16 protein-coding genes are annotated in these 18,106 nt (G+C 46.3%); 10 read left to right on the top strand and 6 right to left on the bottom strand.

The annotated features are described in order from the left end of the window. The 5 genes from LDL18_RS06180 to LDL18_RS06160 all read left to right on the top strand — a co-directional run. On the top strand, positions 1 to 1,756 hold a 1,756-nt coding region (locus LDL18_RS06180), incomplete at its 5' end, for a hypothetical protein (protein WP_365974857.1). A gap of 27 nt (positions 1,757 to 1,783) precedes the next feature. After that, positions 1,784 to 3,052: a glycosyltransferase family 1 protein gene (locus LDL18_RS06175; protein ID WP_296507835.1), complete on the top strand. Its 1,269-nt coding sequence runs from the start codon at positions 1,784 to 1,786 to the stop codon at positions 3,050 to 3,052. Positions 3,053 to 3,153: 101 nt separating this feature from the next. Then, the gene (locus tag LDL18_RS06170) at positions 3,154 to 3,624 is read left to right on the top strand and encodes a Dabb family protein (RefSeq protein WP_296507834.1); all 471 of its coding nucleotides are present in this window, start codon (positions 3,154 to 3,156) and stop codon (positions 3,622 to 3,624) included. A 146-nt stretch (positions 3,625 to 3,770) separates the two neighbouring features. Beyond that, positions 3,771 to 4,775 (top strand): ferrochelatase, encoded by a 1,005-nt coding sequence (hemH, locus tag LDL18_RS06165; protein ID WP_296507832.1) that lies wholly within the window; start codon positions 3,771 to 3,773, stop codon positions 4,773 to 4,775. Positions 4,776 to 4,780: 5 nt separating this feature from the next. Next, positions 4,781 to 5,077 (top strand): ribbon-helix-helix domain-containing protein, encoded by a 297-nt coding sequence (locus LDL18_RS06160; protein WP_296507830.1) that lies wholly within the window; start codon positions 4,781 to 4,783, stop codon positions 5,075 to 5,077. Here the strand turns inward: LDL18_RS06160 and LDL18_RS06155 are convergent. Further along, positions 5,049 to 5,801 carry a PepSY-associated TM helix domain-containing protein gene (locus LDL18_RS06155; protein WP_296507828.1) on the bottom strand — a complete coding sequence of 251 codons (753 nt, stop codon included), beginning with the start codon at positions 5,799 to 5,801 and terminating at the stop codon, positions 5,049 to 5,051. The genes LDL18_RS06160 and LDL18_RS06155 overlap by 29 nt on opposite strands. A gap of 142 nt (positions 5,802 to 5,943) precedes the next feature. After that, positions 5,944 to 7,578: an exodeoxyribonuclease VII large subunit gene (xseA, locus tag LDL18_RS06150; RefSeq protein ID WP_296507826.1), complete on the bottom strand. Its 1,635-nt coding sequence runs from the start codon at positions 7,576 to 7,578 to the stop codon at positions 5,944 to 5,946. Between xseA and purD the strand changes: the two genes are divergently transcribed. After that, complete coding sequence (gene purD, locus LDL18_RS06145) at positions 7,577 to 8,830, top strand: phosphoribosylamine--glycine ligase (RefSeq protein WP_296507824.1); 1,254 nt, start codon at positions 7,577 to 7,579, stop codon at positions 8,828 to 8,830. The two genes, xseA and purD, sit on opposite strands and share 2 nt — an antisense overlap. Before the next feature lie 156 nt (positions 8,831 to 8,986). Beyond that, positions 8,987 to 9,685, top strand: coding sequence for a hypothetical protein (locus tag LDL18_RS06140; protein WP_296507822.1), 699 nt, complete (start codon positions 8,987 to 8,989; stop codon positions 9,683 to 9,685). Between the two features lie 100 nt (positions 9,686 to 9,785). Here LDL18_RS06140 and LDL18_RS06135 read toward each other — a convergent pair whose 3' ends face one another. After that, complete coding sequence (locus tag LDL18_RS06135; RefSeq protein ID WP_296507821.1) at positions 9,786 to 11,111, bottom strand: hemolysin family protein; 1,326 nt, start codon at positions 11,109 to 11,111, stop codon at positions 9,786 to 9,788. A 248-nt stretch (positions 11,112 to 11,359) separates the two neighbouring features. Then, entirely contained in the window at positions 11,360 to 11,842 is a 483-nt protein-coding gene (locus LDL18_RS06130; protein ID WP_296507819.1) for a nucleoside deaminase, read from the bottom strand. A gap of 305 nt (positions 11,843 to 12,147) precedes the next feature. Between LDL18_RS06130 and rpmB the strand changes: the two genes are divergently transcribed. The 3 genes from rpmB (at position 12,148) to lgt (ending at position 15,679) form a co-directional block, all read left to right on the top strand. After that, positions 12,148 to 12,435 carry a 50S ribosomal protein L28 gene (gene rpmB, locus LDL18_RS06125; protein ID WP_011240230.1) on the top strand — a complete coding sequence of 96 codons (288 nt, stop codon included), beginning with the start codon at positions 12,148 to 12,150 and terminating at the stop codon, positions 12,433 to 12,435. 684 nt (positions 12,436 to 13,119) lie between these two features. After that, a complete protein-coding gene (locus tag LDL18_RS06120) occupies positions 13,120 to 14,562 on the top strand; it encodes a sugar porter family MFS transporter (RefSeq protein WP_296507816.1) in 1,443 nt (480 codons plus the stop codon). Between the two features lie 259 nt (positions 14,563 to 14,821). Then, entirely contained in the window at positions 14,822 to 15,679 is an 858-nt protein-coding gene (gene lgt, locus LDL18_RS06115) for a prolipoprotein diacylglyceryl transferase (RefSeq protein ID WP_296507815.1), read from the top strand. On the opposite strand, the gene LDL18_RS06110 is transcribed toward lgt, so the two are convergent. Together LDL18_RS06110 and LDL18_RS06105 are read right to left on the bottom strand one after the other, a co-directional pair. Next, positions 15,669 to 16,913 (bottom strand): DUF445 domain-containing protein, encoded by a 1,245-nt coding sequence (locus LDL18_RS06110; RefSeq protein WP_296507813.1) that lies wholly within the window; start codon positions 16,911 to 16,913, stop codon positions 15,669 to 15,671. The two genes, lgt and LDL18_RS06110, sit on opposite strands and share 11 nt — an antisense overlap. Before the next feature lie 140 nt (positions 16,914 to 17,053). Next, the coding region (locus LDL18_RS06105) for an efflux RND transporter periplasmic adaptor subunit (RefSeq protein WP_296507812.1) at positions 17,054 to 18,106 on the bottom strand (1,053 nt) is incomplete at its 5' end.

The raw sequence follows: 18,106 nt of genomic DNA, 5'->3' as shown, positions 1-18,106 counted from the left end.
GACAGTCTTTTTCGGAAAAAAAATGTCGCTGTCTTTTCCTTTTCTACGCCCACCCCCTTTCCCAAAAGCGAATATTTCGCTTACCGACTTTGTCCGGCCAACATCTCATCCAGAGAAAATACTGACCGATAACAACATCCAAAATCTTATAGAAAAATTGCTACAGAAGCGGGTTGGCGGAAATTTCTGGGCAGCACCTCTGCCGAAAAATACGCGGAAGCAGTGCGTCTTGCTGATCGAGGATTTAACGGATGAGGCTTTTTTCTTGGCTATCGCCAAACAGGGTGATCTCGTTATCCTGCCCGATCAGAAAGATTATGCCGAATTGGCCGAAAGTTTCAAAAAACAAGGCTGCATGATTTATTCTGGCTTGTTTGATCCGTGGAGCTTGCTCGATCGAGCTACAGAAATCATTGCCAGTGGCAAGACATCCTTGAATATTGACATCGGATTGATTGCGAGATTAGGCCATATCCCACTGTCTTTTTCACCGACTGCCCGAAAATTTTTCAGCGATATTTTTACCTCGCCCGATGCCATAATTTTAGCATTGGTCAGGCAACAGCTTACATCTTTCCAATATAATGATATTTTTACAGGACAGTCGATATCCCTCGATCAGGCGATCACGCAATTATCGGAATGGCGAAGTTTGATCGACAGTAACCGCCCAATAAAGGCGGCTTGCGGTATGGCATGGTGGAAAAAAGAGGCTATTCGCCGTTTCTTGTGGTCAGGCGAAAAGAAATGGCTGCCCATGCCGCAAAAAACAGAAACAGCCCTCTCTTTTCTAAAACAAAAGCAAGAGGCTATCGCGCTCTGGCCATCACGCGAGCCGGAAGGTCTCCGCCGCGCTATCGCTCAAAAAGAAGCACAGCTCTACGAAGTAGAAGACGGTTTCATTCGTTCCGTAGGGCTTGGCAGCGGCCTTCACCCGCCTCTTTCAATCGTAGTTGATAAACAAGGGATTTATTACGACCCCAACCAGCCTTCTGATATTGAGACTTTATTCAATGAAACTATTTTTTCTCAAGAATTGTTGGAACGGGCGCAAAAGCTAATTGCTCGTATTCAGTCGGCTCATATCAGCAAATATATGGGGACAGGCGCAGATAAAGCGCTCAATTTTCCTAAAAATAAACGGATTATACTTGTCACCGGTCAGGTCGAAGACGATCGTTCTGTCAGGCTGGGCGGCGGTGCAGTTAAAGGCAATCTCGATCTTTTAAAACGGGCAAGAGAAAATGAAGCTGATAGCTATATCATTTTCAAACCACATCCCGATGTGGAGGCCGGCCACAGAAAAGGCTTTGTGCCACAGGAAGCCGCTGAAAAATACGCCGATATCATCATTCGCGATTATCCAATCACGCGCTTGTTCGATCAGGTGGATGCCGTTCATGTCTGGACATCACTTGCAGGTTTTGAAGCCTTGCTTCGCCATCGTGAAGTGATCTGCCACGGCACCCCATTTTATGCGGGCTGGGGATTAACCCGTGATCTTGGAGTTATTCCCGCCAGACGAAAAAGAAAACTCGATGTAACAGAGCTTGCAGCGGTGACACTTATTCTCTATCCGCGCTATCTCGATCCAGTGACAGGTATGCCCTGTTCACCGGAAGTTCTGATAGAAAGACTTATCCAAAGTCCAAAAGCAAAAATGACGCCCGTCACATGGATACGCCATTTTCAAGGCAAAATTTGCGCCGCTTTTCGACAAGTAATGATAAACAACCCCTTATCCGGTAAATCGTAATAGCCTGCACAGGGCATAGGAGGATTGATGACAGGTTCTTCAAATCAGGCTCTGAACGACAGCTCGGAAGCCCGCGATGGCGAAATTATCCTTGATGTGTCGTGGCTGACGGAACGTGCAGGCAAAGCGGTCATGACCGACGGGGTCAGCCGTATCGAAATGGCATGGATAAAATTACTTCTTGGCTGGTTTTCTGACCGGATTGCTTTTGTCCGCCTCAATCGCTGGGGGCGCTATGGGCGTTTGTCACAAACCGCTGTCTTGACGATGATCGAACAGACAGAAAAAGTCTGGCAAGAAAGTGAACCTAACCAGCTCACGCAAAACTTCCGGCAAAAATTCTATCAGGCCAAGGCTTTAATTGAATTATGGCCGCATCTTTTCACACCTCAACGGGGCATCAAAATATTATTGCAGGCCTCGCCACATCATCTTGATAATGAAGCGGCTTTAAAAGATATCCTGAACAAGGAACAGGCCAGCTTCATCTGTCTGCTTTACGATACTGAGAGGCTGGAATATCCCGAATATATTCCAACGCCCGAATGGCAGAATTTAAAAAAACGGCTCGATATTATCGCCCGATATGCGGATTGCGTTATTACGGATAGCGAAGCGACTCGAAACCGCTTTTTGCCCTTCATGGCCGAAGCTGGTCGCCCTATTCCGGTTGTCACCATTCCGCTCGGTGCTGATGCGTTACCGCATTTGAAAAAAGCAGATCCCAGACCCAAAAGCGAACAGATTTCGGATCATCCCTATTTCTTGGCGATAGAATCCGATCATGCCGGAAATAATACCGAAATGCTGGTTACTGTCTGGAAAAGGCTTATCCTCCATCTAGGCACAAAGGCACCTGATCTATTGGTTTTAGGGCAGCGCCATCCTGAAAACTCAAAATTGGGAAAGATGCTGGCACGCAATCCTGATTTACAACGGCATATCCGTTTTCGTGAAAGCTGTAACGATCAACAATTAAGCCATATGATGCAGGAAGCGCGCGCTTTGTTAAAACCTGCCTTTTTCGCAAGACGAGGCATGGTCATTGCCGAAGCCTTACGTCACGGATTACCAGTGCTTGCCAGCGACATTGCTGTTTATCGAGAAATCAGCAGTAATATGGCTGACTATATCGACCCGCTTAATGGCAGCGCATGGGAAGAGGCGATCAGCGAATATATGAATCCTTTTTCAACACGTCGCCAAACGCAGGTTATGCGGTTAAAAGGCTGGCATCCTATGTTATGGCAAGACCATATGCGGAAAGTGCTGGCCGTTATTGCGGCGCAATCATAGTTCGCAATCGTCGTGCTATTCCCATAAAAAGACAAAAAAGATAAGATAAAACAGGTTTTTGTGATGCCGTTTTTTTATCCTTATACAACCGGAATTTTAAGATGACTTCATCCTCAATTGAAATAAATACTCTTCTTGATAATGCGACGATAGCCGCACGCGCGCTTTTAAAAGAAGTGGGTGTTGAAAAATTCACTTCGTCTGATTTTCATTCAGGCAAATTGCAGCATATCGTGCTGTTTCGTTTCAAAAAAAATATCACAGAATTCGAACGCCGCGAAGTAACAAAGCAATTTTTAGAATTGGCAAAAACCTCAAAAAGACCAGATGGACAATCCGTTATTGCTTCTATTGAAACCGGCTCTCAAAATAGCGGCGAGAATGCGGGCATGGATATGGATCAAGGCTATATCGTCACCTTCAACTCTGAAGGCGACCGCAATTATTATGTTGGCCGTCCTTTGGTTAATGATCCTGCTTTTTTTGATGCCGCCCATGAACAGTTCAAATCCTTTGCAGGGGCATTCTTAGAAAAAGCGATCGTATTCGATTTTAAAGTGGCCAATGAATAGCCTGCTTTTTCAGATCAAGACCATAATTTTATCGAACCGAAAAAGGCAAAATGGACGAGGTCATTCTTTTCTTTCCCCCAAAAGCGGCGAATAGATATCTCAACCGCCTCACCGTAAAAATATCTTCCCGAAAAGACTGACTCTCTATGACAGAATCGAATAACCCGCAGCTTGTGTCTGAAAAAATCGGGGTTTTGCTTGTCAATCTAGGTACACCCGATGCCCCTAACCCCAAGGCGTTACGGCGTTATCTTGGGCAATTTCTCTCGGATCAGCGGGTTATCGAGCTTCCGGCCGTTTTCTGGCAGATTATTCTAAGAGGCATCATTCTTCCTTTTCGCGCCCCCCGTTCTGCCCGAGCCTATCAAAAAATCTGGACGAATGAAGGCTCACCTCTTGCGGCCATTACAAAAAGACAGGCGCAAGGCTTGCAAAAAAGAATGCCGAATATAACGATCGATTATGCTATGCGTTACGGGACACCCTCTATTCCATCCCGTCTTGAAAAATTACTCGCGTCCGGCTGTCGCCGCATTTTACTTGCACCACTTTATCCACAATATTCAGCAGCCAGCACTGCCACCGTGCAGGATGAAGCCTATCGATATCTCCAAAAAATCCGCTGGCAGCCGAACTTACGGAGCTTAGAACCCTATTATACTCATCCGGCTTATATTCAGACCTTAAAAGGGAATATCGAAGAACAGATCAAGGCGCTTAATTTTAAACCGGATAGCCTGCTGCTTAGTTATCACGGTATGCCCGTAAAAACACGGGAACTCGGCGATCCCTATTATTTCCAATGTCAGGCTACCAGTCAGGCCTTATCATCTCTTCTGGATATGCCTGTCATCACCAGCTTCCAATCCCGTTTTGGTTCGCAAAAATGGTTCACGCCAGCGACGGATATGACCTTACAAAAACTCCCGTCACAAAATATTCGGAATCTCGCTGTGGCCATGCCTGGATTTTCGGCTGATTGTCTAGAAACACTGGAAGAAATTGCTATTCAAGGGAAAAGCACTTTTCTTGAAGCCGGAGGCAAAAATTTTGCTGCCCTTCGCTGTCTTAACGATAGTGAAGAAAGCCTCGCCATGCTTGAAATTCTGGTCAATCAAGGCATGTCCGGCTGGCTCAAAGGCGAGGAATAAAAGCCATGCCCCCCTCTACCGAATATGCAGCGCCCTATCATGGCCTTGTTAAACGCTCGGTAATGATTGCTGGTCACTCAACCTCGATCAGTCTCGAACCGCTTTTTTGGCAAGCCTTAGAGCAAGCGGCCTCCAAACGGGCTCTGCCCCTTAATGCCTTGATTGCTCGCATTGACGCAGAAAGGGTGAAAGCCGCCGATATGCCGAATTTAGCAAGCGCTCTTCGACTATGGCTTACCTTCACCCTTTCTAATGGAAGGAATATTTTTAAACTCAGTGGGAATGAAGCGCGACCAAAATAATCACAATAGGAACAATCAACCCTAAAGCCACGAGCGGCCATGTCGAAGGCCGTTTTCTGGCATGGATCTGCAACAACCAGATACCGCTTATAGAAAAAATAATACAGGCGATCGCAAACACATCGATGAATAACGGCCATCCCGTCCCGACATGACCACCGCGATGCAAATCATCTAAAAAACCAATCCACCCACGTGACGTATGTTCGTAATGAACATGGCCGTTATCGCGCTCAATCAGCACCCTTTCCCGCATACCCAATTGAGGCATGGCGAAATAAACAAATTTATCTGTCCAAAAGGCCTGTTTTCTCACGGGTAGATGCTGGCTTTTCAACCATTGCATAACCTCTTCCGGTAGAGGCTGGCTGACTTCTTGTGAAGCTAACTGCCCCCAATCAAAGCCGCCCTCTTTCACTTTAACCGACTTTTCTTCCGCTTTTTTCAAAGGCTGTTGCAATGCCGGAAGCAAATCTTGTGGCAATTCAAATTGTTTTTCTGTGGTTGTCAAATGCGGCGCAAAAATATCATGACCATGATTCATCATGAATCCGGTCACCGAAAAAAGCAGCATCGTCACACAAAAAATAGCCGCACTAACCCAATGCCACAAACGTACTTGTTTTTTCACAATCGTATGAAAAGAGGTCACATTCTTCCGACTATTAGCGGACTGCGGGGCTGTTTCAGCGACAGAATTTTTTACTGGAGAGGATGGATGCATCAAAGAAACCCATAATAAGAACAAAATGATCACAGACGAAGGGCTATGACAGCCTCTTAAAGTTTTCTAGTCAAGTCCATTGTTATAATATTTTGTTTTTTTGAAATGGATTTAAATAATTTTAATGTTTCAAAAAGTTTTTTTATAAAAAACTGGTTTGCTCTGGAGGTTCTGACAGGCTGTCAGCTTTCTTGCTTTTAGAAGGATTCTCTGGTGCTACCCATACTGAACCATCATGGAAAATCAAATTTAACCGCTTATGCGTCTTGGCATCCTGCGCATGGCTGACAACATGGCTATGGCTATCTTCAACACGGGCATAACCCTTAGCTAAAATTTTGTCAGGATGAGCTTGCTCGGCAACCCGCCATAGCTGGTCAATATTCTTCTGCCAAATATTCAAACGCGCCGTCACCAACTCTGGCTTTAAGTAACAAGTCGCTAATAACTCGGCTTTCCGCTGCCATTTCTGCTTTAATAACAGCGGTTGTAACTTTTCAGCCAAAAATTTGAAACGTAAATCGGCATGGGATAGGCGCTGTTGATAGGCCTGTTTCAATCGCCGCGTCACATTATCAAGTTTCTGCTGTTCCTGTATGACTAAACGCTGCCCCGTTGGTAAACGACAAGCTGATAACCGCGCCTGCTCGCGGGCAATTCTTGCCTGTAACAAGGCAGGCCGCAAAGTAGCTGCATAAAAATTCAGCTTATGATGGGCATGAGTCATCCGTTCGGAGATACCGCGTTCCAACTGCGATGCTCGATCATCAAATAATTGAATAAAGGGCGCTAACAGCCGTTCACTATCCGGCAGGCGCCGCCGAACCGCGTCCAGCCTTTCTTCTGATAATTTAGCATGGCGCATTATGGCATTATTCATCCGCAGATGCAGATTATTCAGACCATTCACCAACTCACTTCTGACTGGCACTGCCAATTCAGCCGCAGCCGTCGGGGTCGGGGCGCGTAGATCAGCGGCATAGTCGCATAAGGTAGTGTCGGTTTCATGACCCACTGCCGAAATGACTGGAATAGAGGATTCAGCGACAGCTCGAACCAATATCTCTTCATTAAAAGGCCACAGATCTTCCAGCGACCCACCACCACGGGCAACAATCAACAAATCCGGTCTGGGGATAGAATCCCCTGTTTTCAAAGCCGAAAAGCCTCTGAGGGCTGCCGCCACTTTGGCGGCCGCCTGATCGCCCTGAACCGGCACCGGCCACAAAATCACATGGGTCGGACAACGGTCAGCCAAACGATGCAAAATATCGCGAATAACGGCTCCCGAAGGCGAAGTGATAACCCCGATAATTTTAGGCATGAAGGGTAAAGCCCGCTTGCGATCGGCATGAAACAAGCCTTCTTCAGCCAACATCCGCCGCCGCCGATCAAGCAAGGCCATCAAAGCCCCCTGTCCGGCGATTTCTAGTTGTTCAATAACCAATTGATAACGGGAACGACCGGCATAGGTAGTCAATCGTCCGGTAGCAATAACTTCCATCCCATTTTCAGGCCGGAAAGCAATCCGTGACACCACACCACGCCAGATAACGGAATCAAGAACAGCTTTGTCGTCCTTCAAGGATAGATAGCAATGTCCTGACCCCGCTTGCGTAAAACCGGATATTTCACCTCTTACCCGAATGTGGCTAAAAGCATCTTCAACAGTCCGTTTCAAAGCACCAGAAATTTCGGATACAGAAAAGGCACGCACATTGTCTGTTGCATCAGATTTCGCTAACAGATCAGAGCTATCAAAAGAGAAAGAATTCATGAACGTCCTGCTTATCGGAACCGGCGGCCGCGAACATGCTTTGGCATGGAAAATTGCTCAGTCGCCATCACTTGATACCTTTTATGCCACAACAGGCAACCCCGGTATAGCAAAACTGGCTAAACCGGCAGATATCACAGTAACAGACCATGCTGCGGTTGTCCGCTTTTGTCAGGACAATGCCATTGATCTGGTCGTGATTGGGCCCGAAGCCCCGCTTGTTGATGGTTTAGGAAACAGCCTGCGTGTGGCTTCTATCGCGGTCTTTGGGCCCGACAAAGCGGCTGCCCAGTTAGAAGGATCAAAAGGTTTCACAAAAGACCTTTGCGCCCGCTACAATATTCCAACGGCTCGTTATCAACGTTGCCGGAGTGCAGAAGAAGCCAAGGCCGCGCTTGATAATTTTAGCACCCCCGTTGTGATCAAAGCCGATGGTCTCGCTGGCGGCAAAGGCGTCATTATTGCCGAAAGCCGATTGGAAGCCGAACAGGCTATTCAGGATATGACGGCAGGCGCTTTCGGGAAAGCCGGTCTTGAAATCGTTATCGAAGAATTCATGCAGGGCGAAGAAGCCAGTTTTTTTGCCATCAGTGACGGCGAAACGGTTCGTCCCTTTGGGACAGCGCGTGACCATAAACGGGTCGGTGATGGCGATACTGGGCCCAATACCGGCGGCATGGGTGCCTATAGTCCAGCAACCCGCCTGACGGCTGATCTCGAAAAGCGGGTGATGCAGGAAATTGTCACCCCCACCGTTCAGGCGATGAAAGAACAAGGCATGCCTTTTGTAGGCATCCTCTACGCCGGATTGATGCTGACCAGCGAAGGGCCTAAACTCATCGAATATAATGCCCGCCTTGGTGATCCTGAATGTCAGGTGCTGATGATGCGGCTTGAAAGCGACATCTTACCGTTGCTCTATGCTGCGGCTACTGGAAAATTACAGTCACAACCCGAACCGACCTTCTCAAAGGATTACGCCGTAACCGTGGTTATTGCGGCGCAAGGTTATCCAGCTAGCCCGAAAAAGGGCGGCATTATCACCCGACTGAACGAAGCCGAAGCCAATGGCGCGGTTGTTTTTCAAGCAGGCACCACACTCGATAACCAGACCTTAAAGGCCAACGGTGGTCGGGTATTGAATGTCACGGCCAAGGCCGCCGATTTCAATGCAGCCCGCGACCTCGCTTATCAGGCCGTCAATATCATTGATTATCCCGATGGATTCTGGCGCGGCGATATCGGTCTCTAAAATTAAAATAGAAAGGCCGCCTGCAAAAACGGCATAGAAGGCCTATTTACAACAGGTATCTTTCAGACGGGGAGACCTCTCCGTCTGAAACCGATGAACCCTGATAAACGGCTTTATTCGGAGAAATCGGCCTCGATATTGTAAGGAGTAAAAAAGATGACGCCAACGGAAATAATCGCCGTTGCGGCTGGCATAGTCGTTGTTGCTATAGCCGTCGTGATTATGTTTTTGGTCAGACGTCGCCAGAAACCGATAAAAACGACCGAAGAAACACAGGATGAAGCACAGCCACCTAAGCTCCAGCGGACTTTCGAGCCAGTTGCGCCGCCGCCCGCTTATCAAGATTTAAAATCGGAGAAAAAAGCCGAAGCTATTCCTGTCAGCGATATTCCAATTGTCACCAAAACATCGCCTGCTCTGCAAGAGGCCAAAACAGACAAAACAAAGGTAACAGAAGAAAAAAATGCCAAGGCCGACACGCCCTCTTCGGCTGAAAAGCAGCAAAGCGTAGACACGGTTTCAGCAAAAGCGCCAGAATCCATGCCTCAACCGGAATCCGTCAAAAATGATATTCTCTCTCCGGCCAATGATGTTTCTTCTAACGAAGGCGCTGCTGACAAATTAACCCAGATCAAGGGATTAGGGCCCAAAGCTAATAAAATTCTGTCTGGTCTTGGTATTACCCGCTTTTCACAAATCGCTGCATGGACAGAAGCCGACATCGCTGAAATTGATCCCAAAATGGGCGCGTTCAGCGGCAGAATCGCCCGTGAACATTGGGTAGAACAGGCCAAATTACTGGATGCCGGTGATATTGAAACTTTTGAAAGTAAATTCGGGGCGCTCCATCGGTAGAGAAATTCCTAATTTTGAAAACAACGCTATAAAGAAAAGCCCCAAAGACCATTAACGGTTTTCGGGGCTTTTCTTTTTTTAAACAAAACGACTTAGACGGCTAATTTTCTTCGCTGCTTTCACCTTCAGCTTTAGATACACCGACTTTCTCGATTTTATGGCCGGTAATATCCAAAATCTCAAACAGCCAACCATTCGAGGTGAAATGCTCACCGACTTTCGGCAAATGTCGCAGAACAGAAAGGGCAAAACCGGCGACCGTTGCATAATCGCGATCTTCATCCAGCTCAAATCCCAATTTATCTGCCATCTGGTCAGCCGATAAGGAACCGGAAAGAATATAATGCCCTTCTTTGTCCTCGATGATAGAAGGATCATTTCGACCATCCACATCGGACACAAAATGGCCACTCATGGCCGCCAATAAATCAGCTGGGGCAACGACCCCTTCAAAATGACCATATTCATCATGAACCAGCCCTAAAGGCACTTCGGCTAAACGCAAATTGTCAAGGGCAGCCATCACCGTAGTCTGATCTGGCACAATAGGCGCAGGCCGCATCAAGCGTTTAATATCCAGCTTTTCGCCCCGCATCAAAACGCGGACAATATCGCGGGAATGAACAACGCCAATAATGTTGTCGACCGAACCTATAGCAACAGGCATCCGGCTATGGGGCATAGAAGCTAGATTTTTAGACAAGGTCGGAATATCCGCTTCCATATCCAACCATCCGACTTCGGTTCTCGGGGTCATGATTTCACGCACAGGCCGATCTGCCAGACGGATAACACCGGAAATAATTTGCCGTTCGTTTTCTTCGATAACCCCCGCCTGAAAGGCTTCGGTAATCGTTAAACGGACTTCTTCTGCGGTTACCTGATTATGGGCTTCGCGGGTCATTCCAGCCAAACGGAACACAAGAGCGCTGGACTTATCCAGTAACCAGACCGCCGGAGCCGTCAAACGCGACAGCCATAAAACAGGAATAGCGGTAAAAGCAGCGATTTGTTCCGGTGCTTTTAAAGCGATCTGTTTTGGAACCAGCTCACCGGCAATAAGAGAAAAATAGGTGGTAACAACGATAGCAACCGTAAATCCCCATGCCATAGCATTGGGGACATCCATCGCGGCCAATCTTTCACCGATTGGGCCGCCAAGGGTTTCGCCAGAAACAGCACCCGCCAAGGTGCTGATACCTGTAATACCGACCTGCATTGTTGATAGGAAGCGACCCGGATGCGCACTTAACGCCAAAGCCGCACTTGCTCCCTTTCTCGTTTTTGCCATAGCCTCAAGCTTTGGACGACGAGAGGAGATGATCGCCAGCTCGGACATCGCAAACAAGCCATTAAAGGCGATCAATGCGATTAAAAGCAGACAATCATGCCAAGGGAAAGGTGTTAAAGGAGGATGTGGTGTCACGATTCTAAAAATATATAAATGATATTTATCATGCGCCTGATTTTATATCAAAACAATAGAAAATAAATGGCAAATAGTAAAAAATAAATAGGGAATTTTTCAAATTCTTAAAACATCATTCTTTTTCAAAGAAAAGACATCGATCCTATTTCAAATAGAACCACCCTATTCATGCTTAGAGAATATCCCAAAAACCATAAATCACACAGAAAAAAACCAAAGAAAATACTTTTTCAAAAGCCCTTCTATTACTTTCTTTTTTGCTTAAAAAACTGCCGTAATAATTCACTCGCCCTCCGACTGCCCAAATCATTATAGATTTCCGGCTGATGATGGCAGCTCGGCTGAAAAAACAAGCGCACTCCGGAAAGAACGGCACCTCCCTTTGGGTCGTCTGCACCATAATAAAGACGACGAATACGGGCTGTCGCAATGGCTCCGGCACACATCGCACAAGGCTCCAAGGTCACCCAAAGATCACATTGGTCAAGCCGGCTACTGCCCAAAACAGAAGCGGCCTGCCGTAATGCTCTAACCTCGGCATGGCCTGTTGGATCAACAAAGGGTGGCTGCATCGCATTACCAGCGACCGCAATGATTTTACCTTGAAAGGTCACCACGGCACCAACTGGCACCTCGCCCTGATTAGCGGCGCTTTCCGCTTGTAACAAAGCCTGCCGCATCGGTTCAGGTAATGGAAAAGGCGAAAAAGTGGAAATAACACTCACCATAAAAATTCTGAAAAGGACATGAATAATGTCTGCCTAAGGCATTGTGATTATAGCTGTCCACTCAACGACAAGAAAAACGCCTAGAGACTCCGAAAAAACCTTCTTCTTTTTAACAGACGTAAATATATGGTATTTGCAACATAAATAGGGTATAAAGGCGGTATTACTGGGCGAAATGGCTTCTTTGCTTGACGAATCTGGCAAGGCAGGCTATCCGCCATTGCTTTCCATAAGGGGAATGATCACGGGCTTAGGGCTATGTCTGTCCGTCTGTCGATCCTCCCGGCCATTCAGGATGAGAGAAAATGTCGCGCATTTGCGAACTGACCGGCAAAGGCCGCCAGGTAGGCAATAACGTATCCCACGCCAATAACCGGACGAAGCGGACCTTTCTGCCTAACCTTCAGAATGTTACGTTGATTTCCGATGCTTTGGGCAAAGGTGTTACGCTTCGGGTTTCCACCCACGGCCTGCGTTCCGTCGAACATGTCGGTGGTCTGGACAACTGGCTGTTGAAGACCAAAAACGAAAAGCTTTCTACACGAGCCCTTAAGGTAAAACGTGAAGTTGCCAAAAAGCTCGCTGCAGCCTAAGCCAGTTCTGGAAATGTCAGGGCAGTAAAAGGCGAAAGCACTCTTTACGGCTCTGACACCAGAAAGCTTATCTCTTAATAAAAGACCGCGTATAGCTCCCAGCTATGCGCTTTTTTTATGCCTAAATTGCATCAATTCGTATCCATTTTTCTAGAAACAGACTTTCAGATAAAAACCGAATAGCCTCTGCACAGAGGCTTTTTTTCATGATCTTAAAACAACTCCAAAACAGATATAAAAATATCGGAACAAGCTATTTATCATCATCGTTCAGAAACATTCTGACGCTCTCTTTTTGAAGGATAAAAGCGACTTAAATATTAGCGATAATCCTTTCAAATCTTTCTATAAAAGAAAGATATTTTATGGCTGTAAAATGGCATAAATTTTAAGGTTAATAGAGTGGATTTGATTTTTTAAAATTTTTATGTATAATCCAATAGAAATGGAAGGATGAACCTTCATTTTCTTTCCTGTCCTTTTATCTAAAATATACGCCATTTTTACATATCGCGTATATTCTAATAAATAATAGTCTAAACATTATTTTAGTTTACTTTTATTTATTCTGAATATTTTTGTTTATAAAATATTTATTACTATAAGTAGAGTATAATAGTAATTTTTATTATTATGAAACAGTATTTTCATGAAGGGACGCTAAAAAAAGGGATAAATTTCTAGATGAATAACAATTCAGAAATAGAAAATGATACCCAAACTAACGTTCGAAATACCGTATCAGATTTTATTGGTTCACAATTATATTTGCTTGGTACCGTTATCGTAACGGCGATTGCGGGCTTTCTTTATGGGTATGACACGGGTATTATTTCAGGCGCATTGATGAATATTGCGCATGACTTCAAACTGGATGCCCATCAACAAGAAATTATTACTAGTATCCTCTTATTTGGTGCCGTAATCGGCTCTCTTGTCTGTGGTCGACTGTCTGCTTTTGTTGGCCGCCGCCATATGATTATGATTGTGACCGCTATTTTCGGTTTCAGTGTGATTGCCGCAGGCTACGCGCCCACAGCTTTCTGGTTAGGGGCAGCCCGTCTGGTTCTCGGCTTTGCTGTTGGCGGATCATCGCAAATTGTGCCCGTCTATATCGCCGAATTGGCACCGGCTGACCAACGTGGCCGTATGGTGACCTTCTATAACATCTCAATCGGCCTTGGTATTCTGGCAGCGGGTATTGTCGGCGCTTTCCTTCAGGAAGAATGGACATGGCGGACAATGTTCAGCGTCGCGGCTATTCCGGCGGCTGTCTTATTCTGCTCGATGATGATGCTCCCCGAAAGTCCCCGCTGGTTAGTGCGTCAGGAACGCGTTGAAGAAGCGCGTGATATGCTGGATACCGTCCGCGAAACGGATCACGAAGTCACCAAAGAACTTCGCTCTATCAAGAAAATCAGCAACCGGACGAAAGAAGCTGCCCAAGATGGCTGGAAAGCTTTGGCACAGCCTTGGGTGCGCCCTGCCCTGATTGCAGGTCTAGGCGTCGCCGCTTTTACCCAGCTTTCCGGCATTGAAATGATGATCTATTATACCCCGACCTTCTTGCGGGATTCTGGCTTTACCGAAAAAATGGCCTATTATTCGGCTTTGGGTGTTGCCCTTATTTATGTCATCATGACAACCATCGGGAAACTGCTGGTCGATCATGTCGGTCGTCGTAAATTAGCTTTATGCATGATGCCGCTGGCAGCACTCAGCCTTTTTGCATTGGGTATTGCCTTTAATCTGCCGGGGGGTGCCTCGGAACATCGTTGGCTTATTCTTGCCTGTCTGTTTGCTTTTATGGTTTTCAATGCGGGTGGTATTCAGGTTATCGGCTGGCTTATCGGTTCAGAAGTCTATCCGCTCTGTATCCGCGCTCGTGCCACCAGCCTTCACGCCGCGACCTTGTGGGGTTCCAACCTCATTTTAACGTCAACCGCGTTAACGATGACCAGCTTATTGGGTATCGGTGGTTCCATGTGGTTCTATGGCGGTCTGAACGCTTTGGGTTTTGTTTTCGTCTATTTCATGGTGCCGGAAACCAAAGGCCGCAGTTTGGAAGAAATCGAATCCAGCCTGAAAGATGGCAGCTTTTTACCGAGTAAAAAAGCCGCCGCCTAATTCAGCATAATTCATTTTTTATAAAATCCGGTCTTTCTCAAAAGGCCGGATTTTTTGTATTCGATAGATATGACAAAAACAGAGTGCTGATTTTTCTTTGTCTTTTTCAGTCGCGCTTTATATGGCAACTATAAAATCACTCATTTATCCGCGATAAATCGGTTATAATGGCTTACTTCCCTTTAAAAATCGACTTTCCGGCCATCTATTATTTATCATTTCAGCGGATATCTTGCTGTTAGCCTTGAAAGGATTTTCTGTGCCATTCGCTTTTATCGAACAGATGAAAAGCGTTATCCATTTTGACGCTTTGGGTCTATCTCCGATCGCTTTTGATCTTGGAGTATGGCATCTTTTTGGACTAACCCTTCATCCCCTGATCCACTGGTATGCTCTGGCCTATATCACCGGCATTCTTTTGGCATGGCGTTATGTGCTATTCCTTTTAAAACAGCCAGGCGCACCCATGAAACCAGAACAGACGGATGATCTGGTTTTCTGGTCAACCTTGGGTATACTTGTCGGTGGTAGGCTCGCCTATGTCCTTTTTTATCAACCTGCCATTCTCGAAAATCCTCTGGAAATTTTTAAATTATGGGAAGGTGGCATGTCCTATCACGGCGGTATGATAGGCGTTTTTCTGGCAATCTGGTGGGTCAAAAAAATAAACCGTCTAAGCTGGCTTAGAATAGCTGATTATATCGGCTGCGCTGCCCCTATCGGCCTTTTTCTTGGACGGCTGGCTAATTTCGTGAATGGGGAGTTATGGGGGCGCCCCAGCACAATGCCTTGGGCGGTTATTTTTCCTCAAGCCGGTGCGCTGCCCCGCCATCCCAGCCAACTTTACGAGGCAGGATTAGAAGGTATTCTGCTTTTTGCTTTTTTGAATTACCAATTTTTTGCTACAAAAGCGCGCCTTCATCCGGGAAAACTCGCTGGATTTTTTCTGATCGGTTACGGGCTATCCCGCTTTATTGTTGAATGGTTCAGAGAACCCGATGTCCAGCTAGGCACCTTATCTTGGGGGCTAACCATGGGGCAAACACTCACCATTCCGATGGTTATGGCCGGTCTCTGGCTCATCGTCACGTCAAAAAAACGGCAAATCAGCCTATAATCAAACTAGCGGCATGTAATAACAAACCAATCGCCCCACCGACAAAGGTGCCGGATAAACGGATATAATGAAGCTCACCACCGACTGCTGTTTCAATCCGTCCGGCAACCTCATCACCATCCCATTTTTCGACAGTATCCGTAATCAATCGAGTAATTTGATGGCTATGCGGTACAATCACACCGATAATAATACGCCGGAACAAACGGTTAAGAGCCGCCTTGGTCTGACGATCTTCGGTAACAGCCCGCCCCCATTCTGCCAACAAAACAGGAAAACGGCTATTAGAGGAGGCAGGCAAAATCTCTATAGTATCGCTCTTTAAAAGAAATCCTTGTAACCCGTTTTCGATCTTGGACTGCAGTTGTAGACGGGCAGCCGGATTATCCAAAAGCGCATTTTTGATACGGTTAAATTGTTTTTGAAAGGCTGGATCATGCCCCAATTTTTCAGCCCAATTCCATAAAGTCGTATCAAAACGCAAACGTAACGGATGATCTGGCGCAACCATCATTTCATTTACCAAACGATTAACCGCATCATAAATGCTGTCTGCCAAATGATGATCCAATCCCGTCCATCTTAAAAAACTACCAGAACGCTCGCTCACCATATCGCGGATCATATCTTCATGATGCGCCAACCAATTCGCAAAAGCCTGCAAAACAGATGTAACAAGAGCAACCTGCTTTTTCTTTTCCAAGGCGTCTTTAAAAACATCACCAAGGGCAAGCGTAGGATCAGATTTTCTGAGCGCACCCAACAGACTGGTCGCTATTTCATCGCTGACCATCGGATAATCAATATGCTGCCATAATTGAGGCCAAAAGCGCCGCAATCTATGTCTCAAGGCCTGATCTGCGGTTATCTGATTATCCGTCAAACGGAGCAGAAAAAGGCCAGCATCCACAGGCTTCAGACGACGCGCCAAAACAATCGACCGCAAAAAATGGGTTTCGATAAAGCCGGCCAGATTAACCGCAATACGATCCTTGGCATGGGGGATCAGCGCAGTATGAGGAAAAGGTAACCCCAAAGGATGCCGGAACAAAGCCGTCACCGCGAACCAGTCCGCCAGACCACCGACCATAGCCGCTTCAGAAAAGGCGATTAAAAATCCCCAAGCCCAATGATGGGGAAAAAAATGGTTTAATTCCCTACCGATAAAAAACAGAGCCACCATCAAAAACAGCAGTAAAGTCGCGGCTGTTTTAACGGTTATCCGATGTGTCATAGCTTTGAACATAGCCGATATATGGGCATCATCGGATTATTTGCTAGAAAAGATCACCCCATCAAAAGAACCATTTTGCGAAAAAGCCGCCCGATCAAAAGAACGGACGGCTTTTAAAACGCTTTTTTCAGAAGGAGAAACTACTTTTTATCAACAATAACTCGATCACCGGGGCTGACCATTGAACCCGATGAAGCCACAATATTATCCTGTTTTTGTAAACCGGATAATATTTCCCATTGTCCATCCGAAGTCTTTTGCCCCAAAGTCACTTGATGACGGGCAATAGCATTGCCATCATCCAGACTATAAACATAATGACCAGTATCATCACTCATAATGGCGGATTCCGGTAAAAGCAGTGCCTGAACAGGCATCGTATGAATATGGGCTTCTGCGGATACACCCGCTTTCAAGGCTGGGTTATCATCCAACAAAATATGCACTGTTGCCGAATGGGTTACATTATCAACCACCGGCGAAATCGAGGATATCCGACCCGAAAAATTATTATCTGATCCGGCAATTTTTACATCCGCCGAGGCTCCAACCGAAATACTGGGCAGATCTTTTTCAGCAACATTTGCCTGCATTTCGATTTCACCTTTTTCCGCGATACGGAACAGCTCGGTAGAATTGGAAATAACAGCCATCCCTTTTTCAGCCGTGCAGGATAGAACCAAGCCACTGACAGGTGCCGTTATAGGGGTAAGGGTTACGGCTTTTTGGCGGGCTTTTTTCCCGCTTTTATGGCGGAGATGTCTGGCTGCAGCATCATAGTCTTTTTTCAAAATTTCAGCCAAGGTCGTGTCCCCAGCCGCTTCAGCTCGCTTATATTCACTTTCGGCAATAGTCATATCCGCTTGCTGGGATTCAGCTAAGGCCAATTGCTCAAAATTATTCTGGTCAGAAGAACTATGCCCGACCAAAGCTAAAGGCTGACCGGCCTGAACTTTGTCTCCTACAGCGACAAGGACTTTTACAATTTTGCCATCAATATTTGGGGCGTTAACAACCACCTCTCTTGCTGGTGCCAAATGCCCTTCGGCTGAAACCATTCCCGTTACAGATCGTTGAACCGGTGTTACCGTCGATACATGAACCGGTTCGGCAATAATCCGTACCGGAGCCGTCACTTTAGCACGCCAAGCAATAAAGATAATCAATAAAGCTGTCGCCAATATACCTAGAAT

Origin of the sequence: Zymomonas sp., assembly GCF_020216885.1 — a bacterium.
Lineage (GTDB): Bacteria > Pseudomonadota > Alphaproteobacteria > Sphingomonadales > Sphingomonadaceae > Zymomonas.
Note: the sequence above shows the minus strand (reverse complement) of the source record. Positions and strands in the feature narration are given on the sequence as shown.

Excerpts from the sequence above, each read along its gene's own strand:
- LDL18_RS06175 (WP_296507835.1), top strand. The coding sequence starts at position 1,784 with ATGACAGGTTCTTCAAATCAGGCTCTGAACGACAGCTCGGAAGCCCGC.
- LDL18_RS06170 (WP_296507834.1), top strand. The coding sequence starts at position 3,154 with ATGACTTCATCCTCAATTGAAATAAATACTCTTCTTGATAATGCGACG.
- hemH (WP_296507832.1), top strand. The coding sequence starts at position 3,771 with ATGACAGAATCGAATAACCCGCAGCTTGTGTCTGAAAAAATCGGGGTT.
- LDL18_RS06160 (WP_296507830.1), top strand. The coding sequence starts at position 4,781 with ATGCCCCCCTCTACCGAATATGCAGCGCCCTATCATGGCCTTGTTAAA.
- LDL18_RS06155 (WP_296507828.1), bottom strand. The coding sequence starts at position 5,801 with ATGCATCCATCCTCTCCAGTAAAAAATTCTGTCGCTGAAACAGCCCCG.
- purD (WP_296507824.1), top strand. The coding sequence starts at position 7,577 with ATGAACGTCCTGCTTATCGGAACCGGCGGCCGCGAACATGCTTTGGCA.
- xseA (WP_296507826.1), bottom strand. The coding sequence starts at position 7,578 with ATGAATTCTTTCTCTTTTGATAGCTCTGATCTGTTAGCGAAATCTGAT.
- LDL18_RS06140 (WP_296507822.1), top strand. The coding sequence starts at position 8,987 with ATGACGCCAACGGAAATAATCGCCGTTGCGGCTGGCATAGTCGTTGTT.
- LDL18_RS06130 (WP_296507819.1), bottom strand. The coding sequence starts at position 11,842 with ATGGTGAGTGTTATTTCCACTTTTTCGCCTTTTCCATTACCTGAACCG.
- rpmB (WP_011240230.1), top strand. The coding sequence starts at position 12,148 with ATGTCGCGCATTTGCGAACTGACCGGCAAAGGCCGCCAGGTAGGCAAT.
- LDL18_RS06120 (WP_296507816.1), top strand. The coding sequence starts at position 13,120 with ATGAATAACAATTCAGAAATAGAAAATGATACCCAAACTAACGTTCGA.
- LDL18_RS06110 (WP_296507813.1), bottom strand. The coding sequence starts at position 16,913 with ATGACACATCGGATAACCGTTAAAACAGCCGCGACTTTACTGCTGTTT.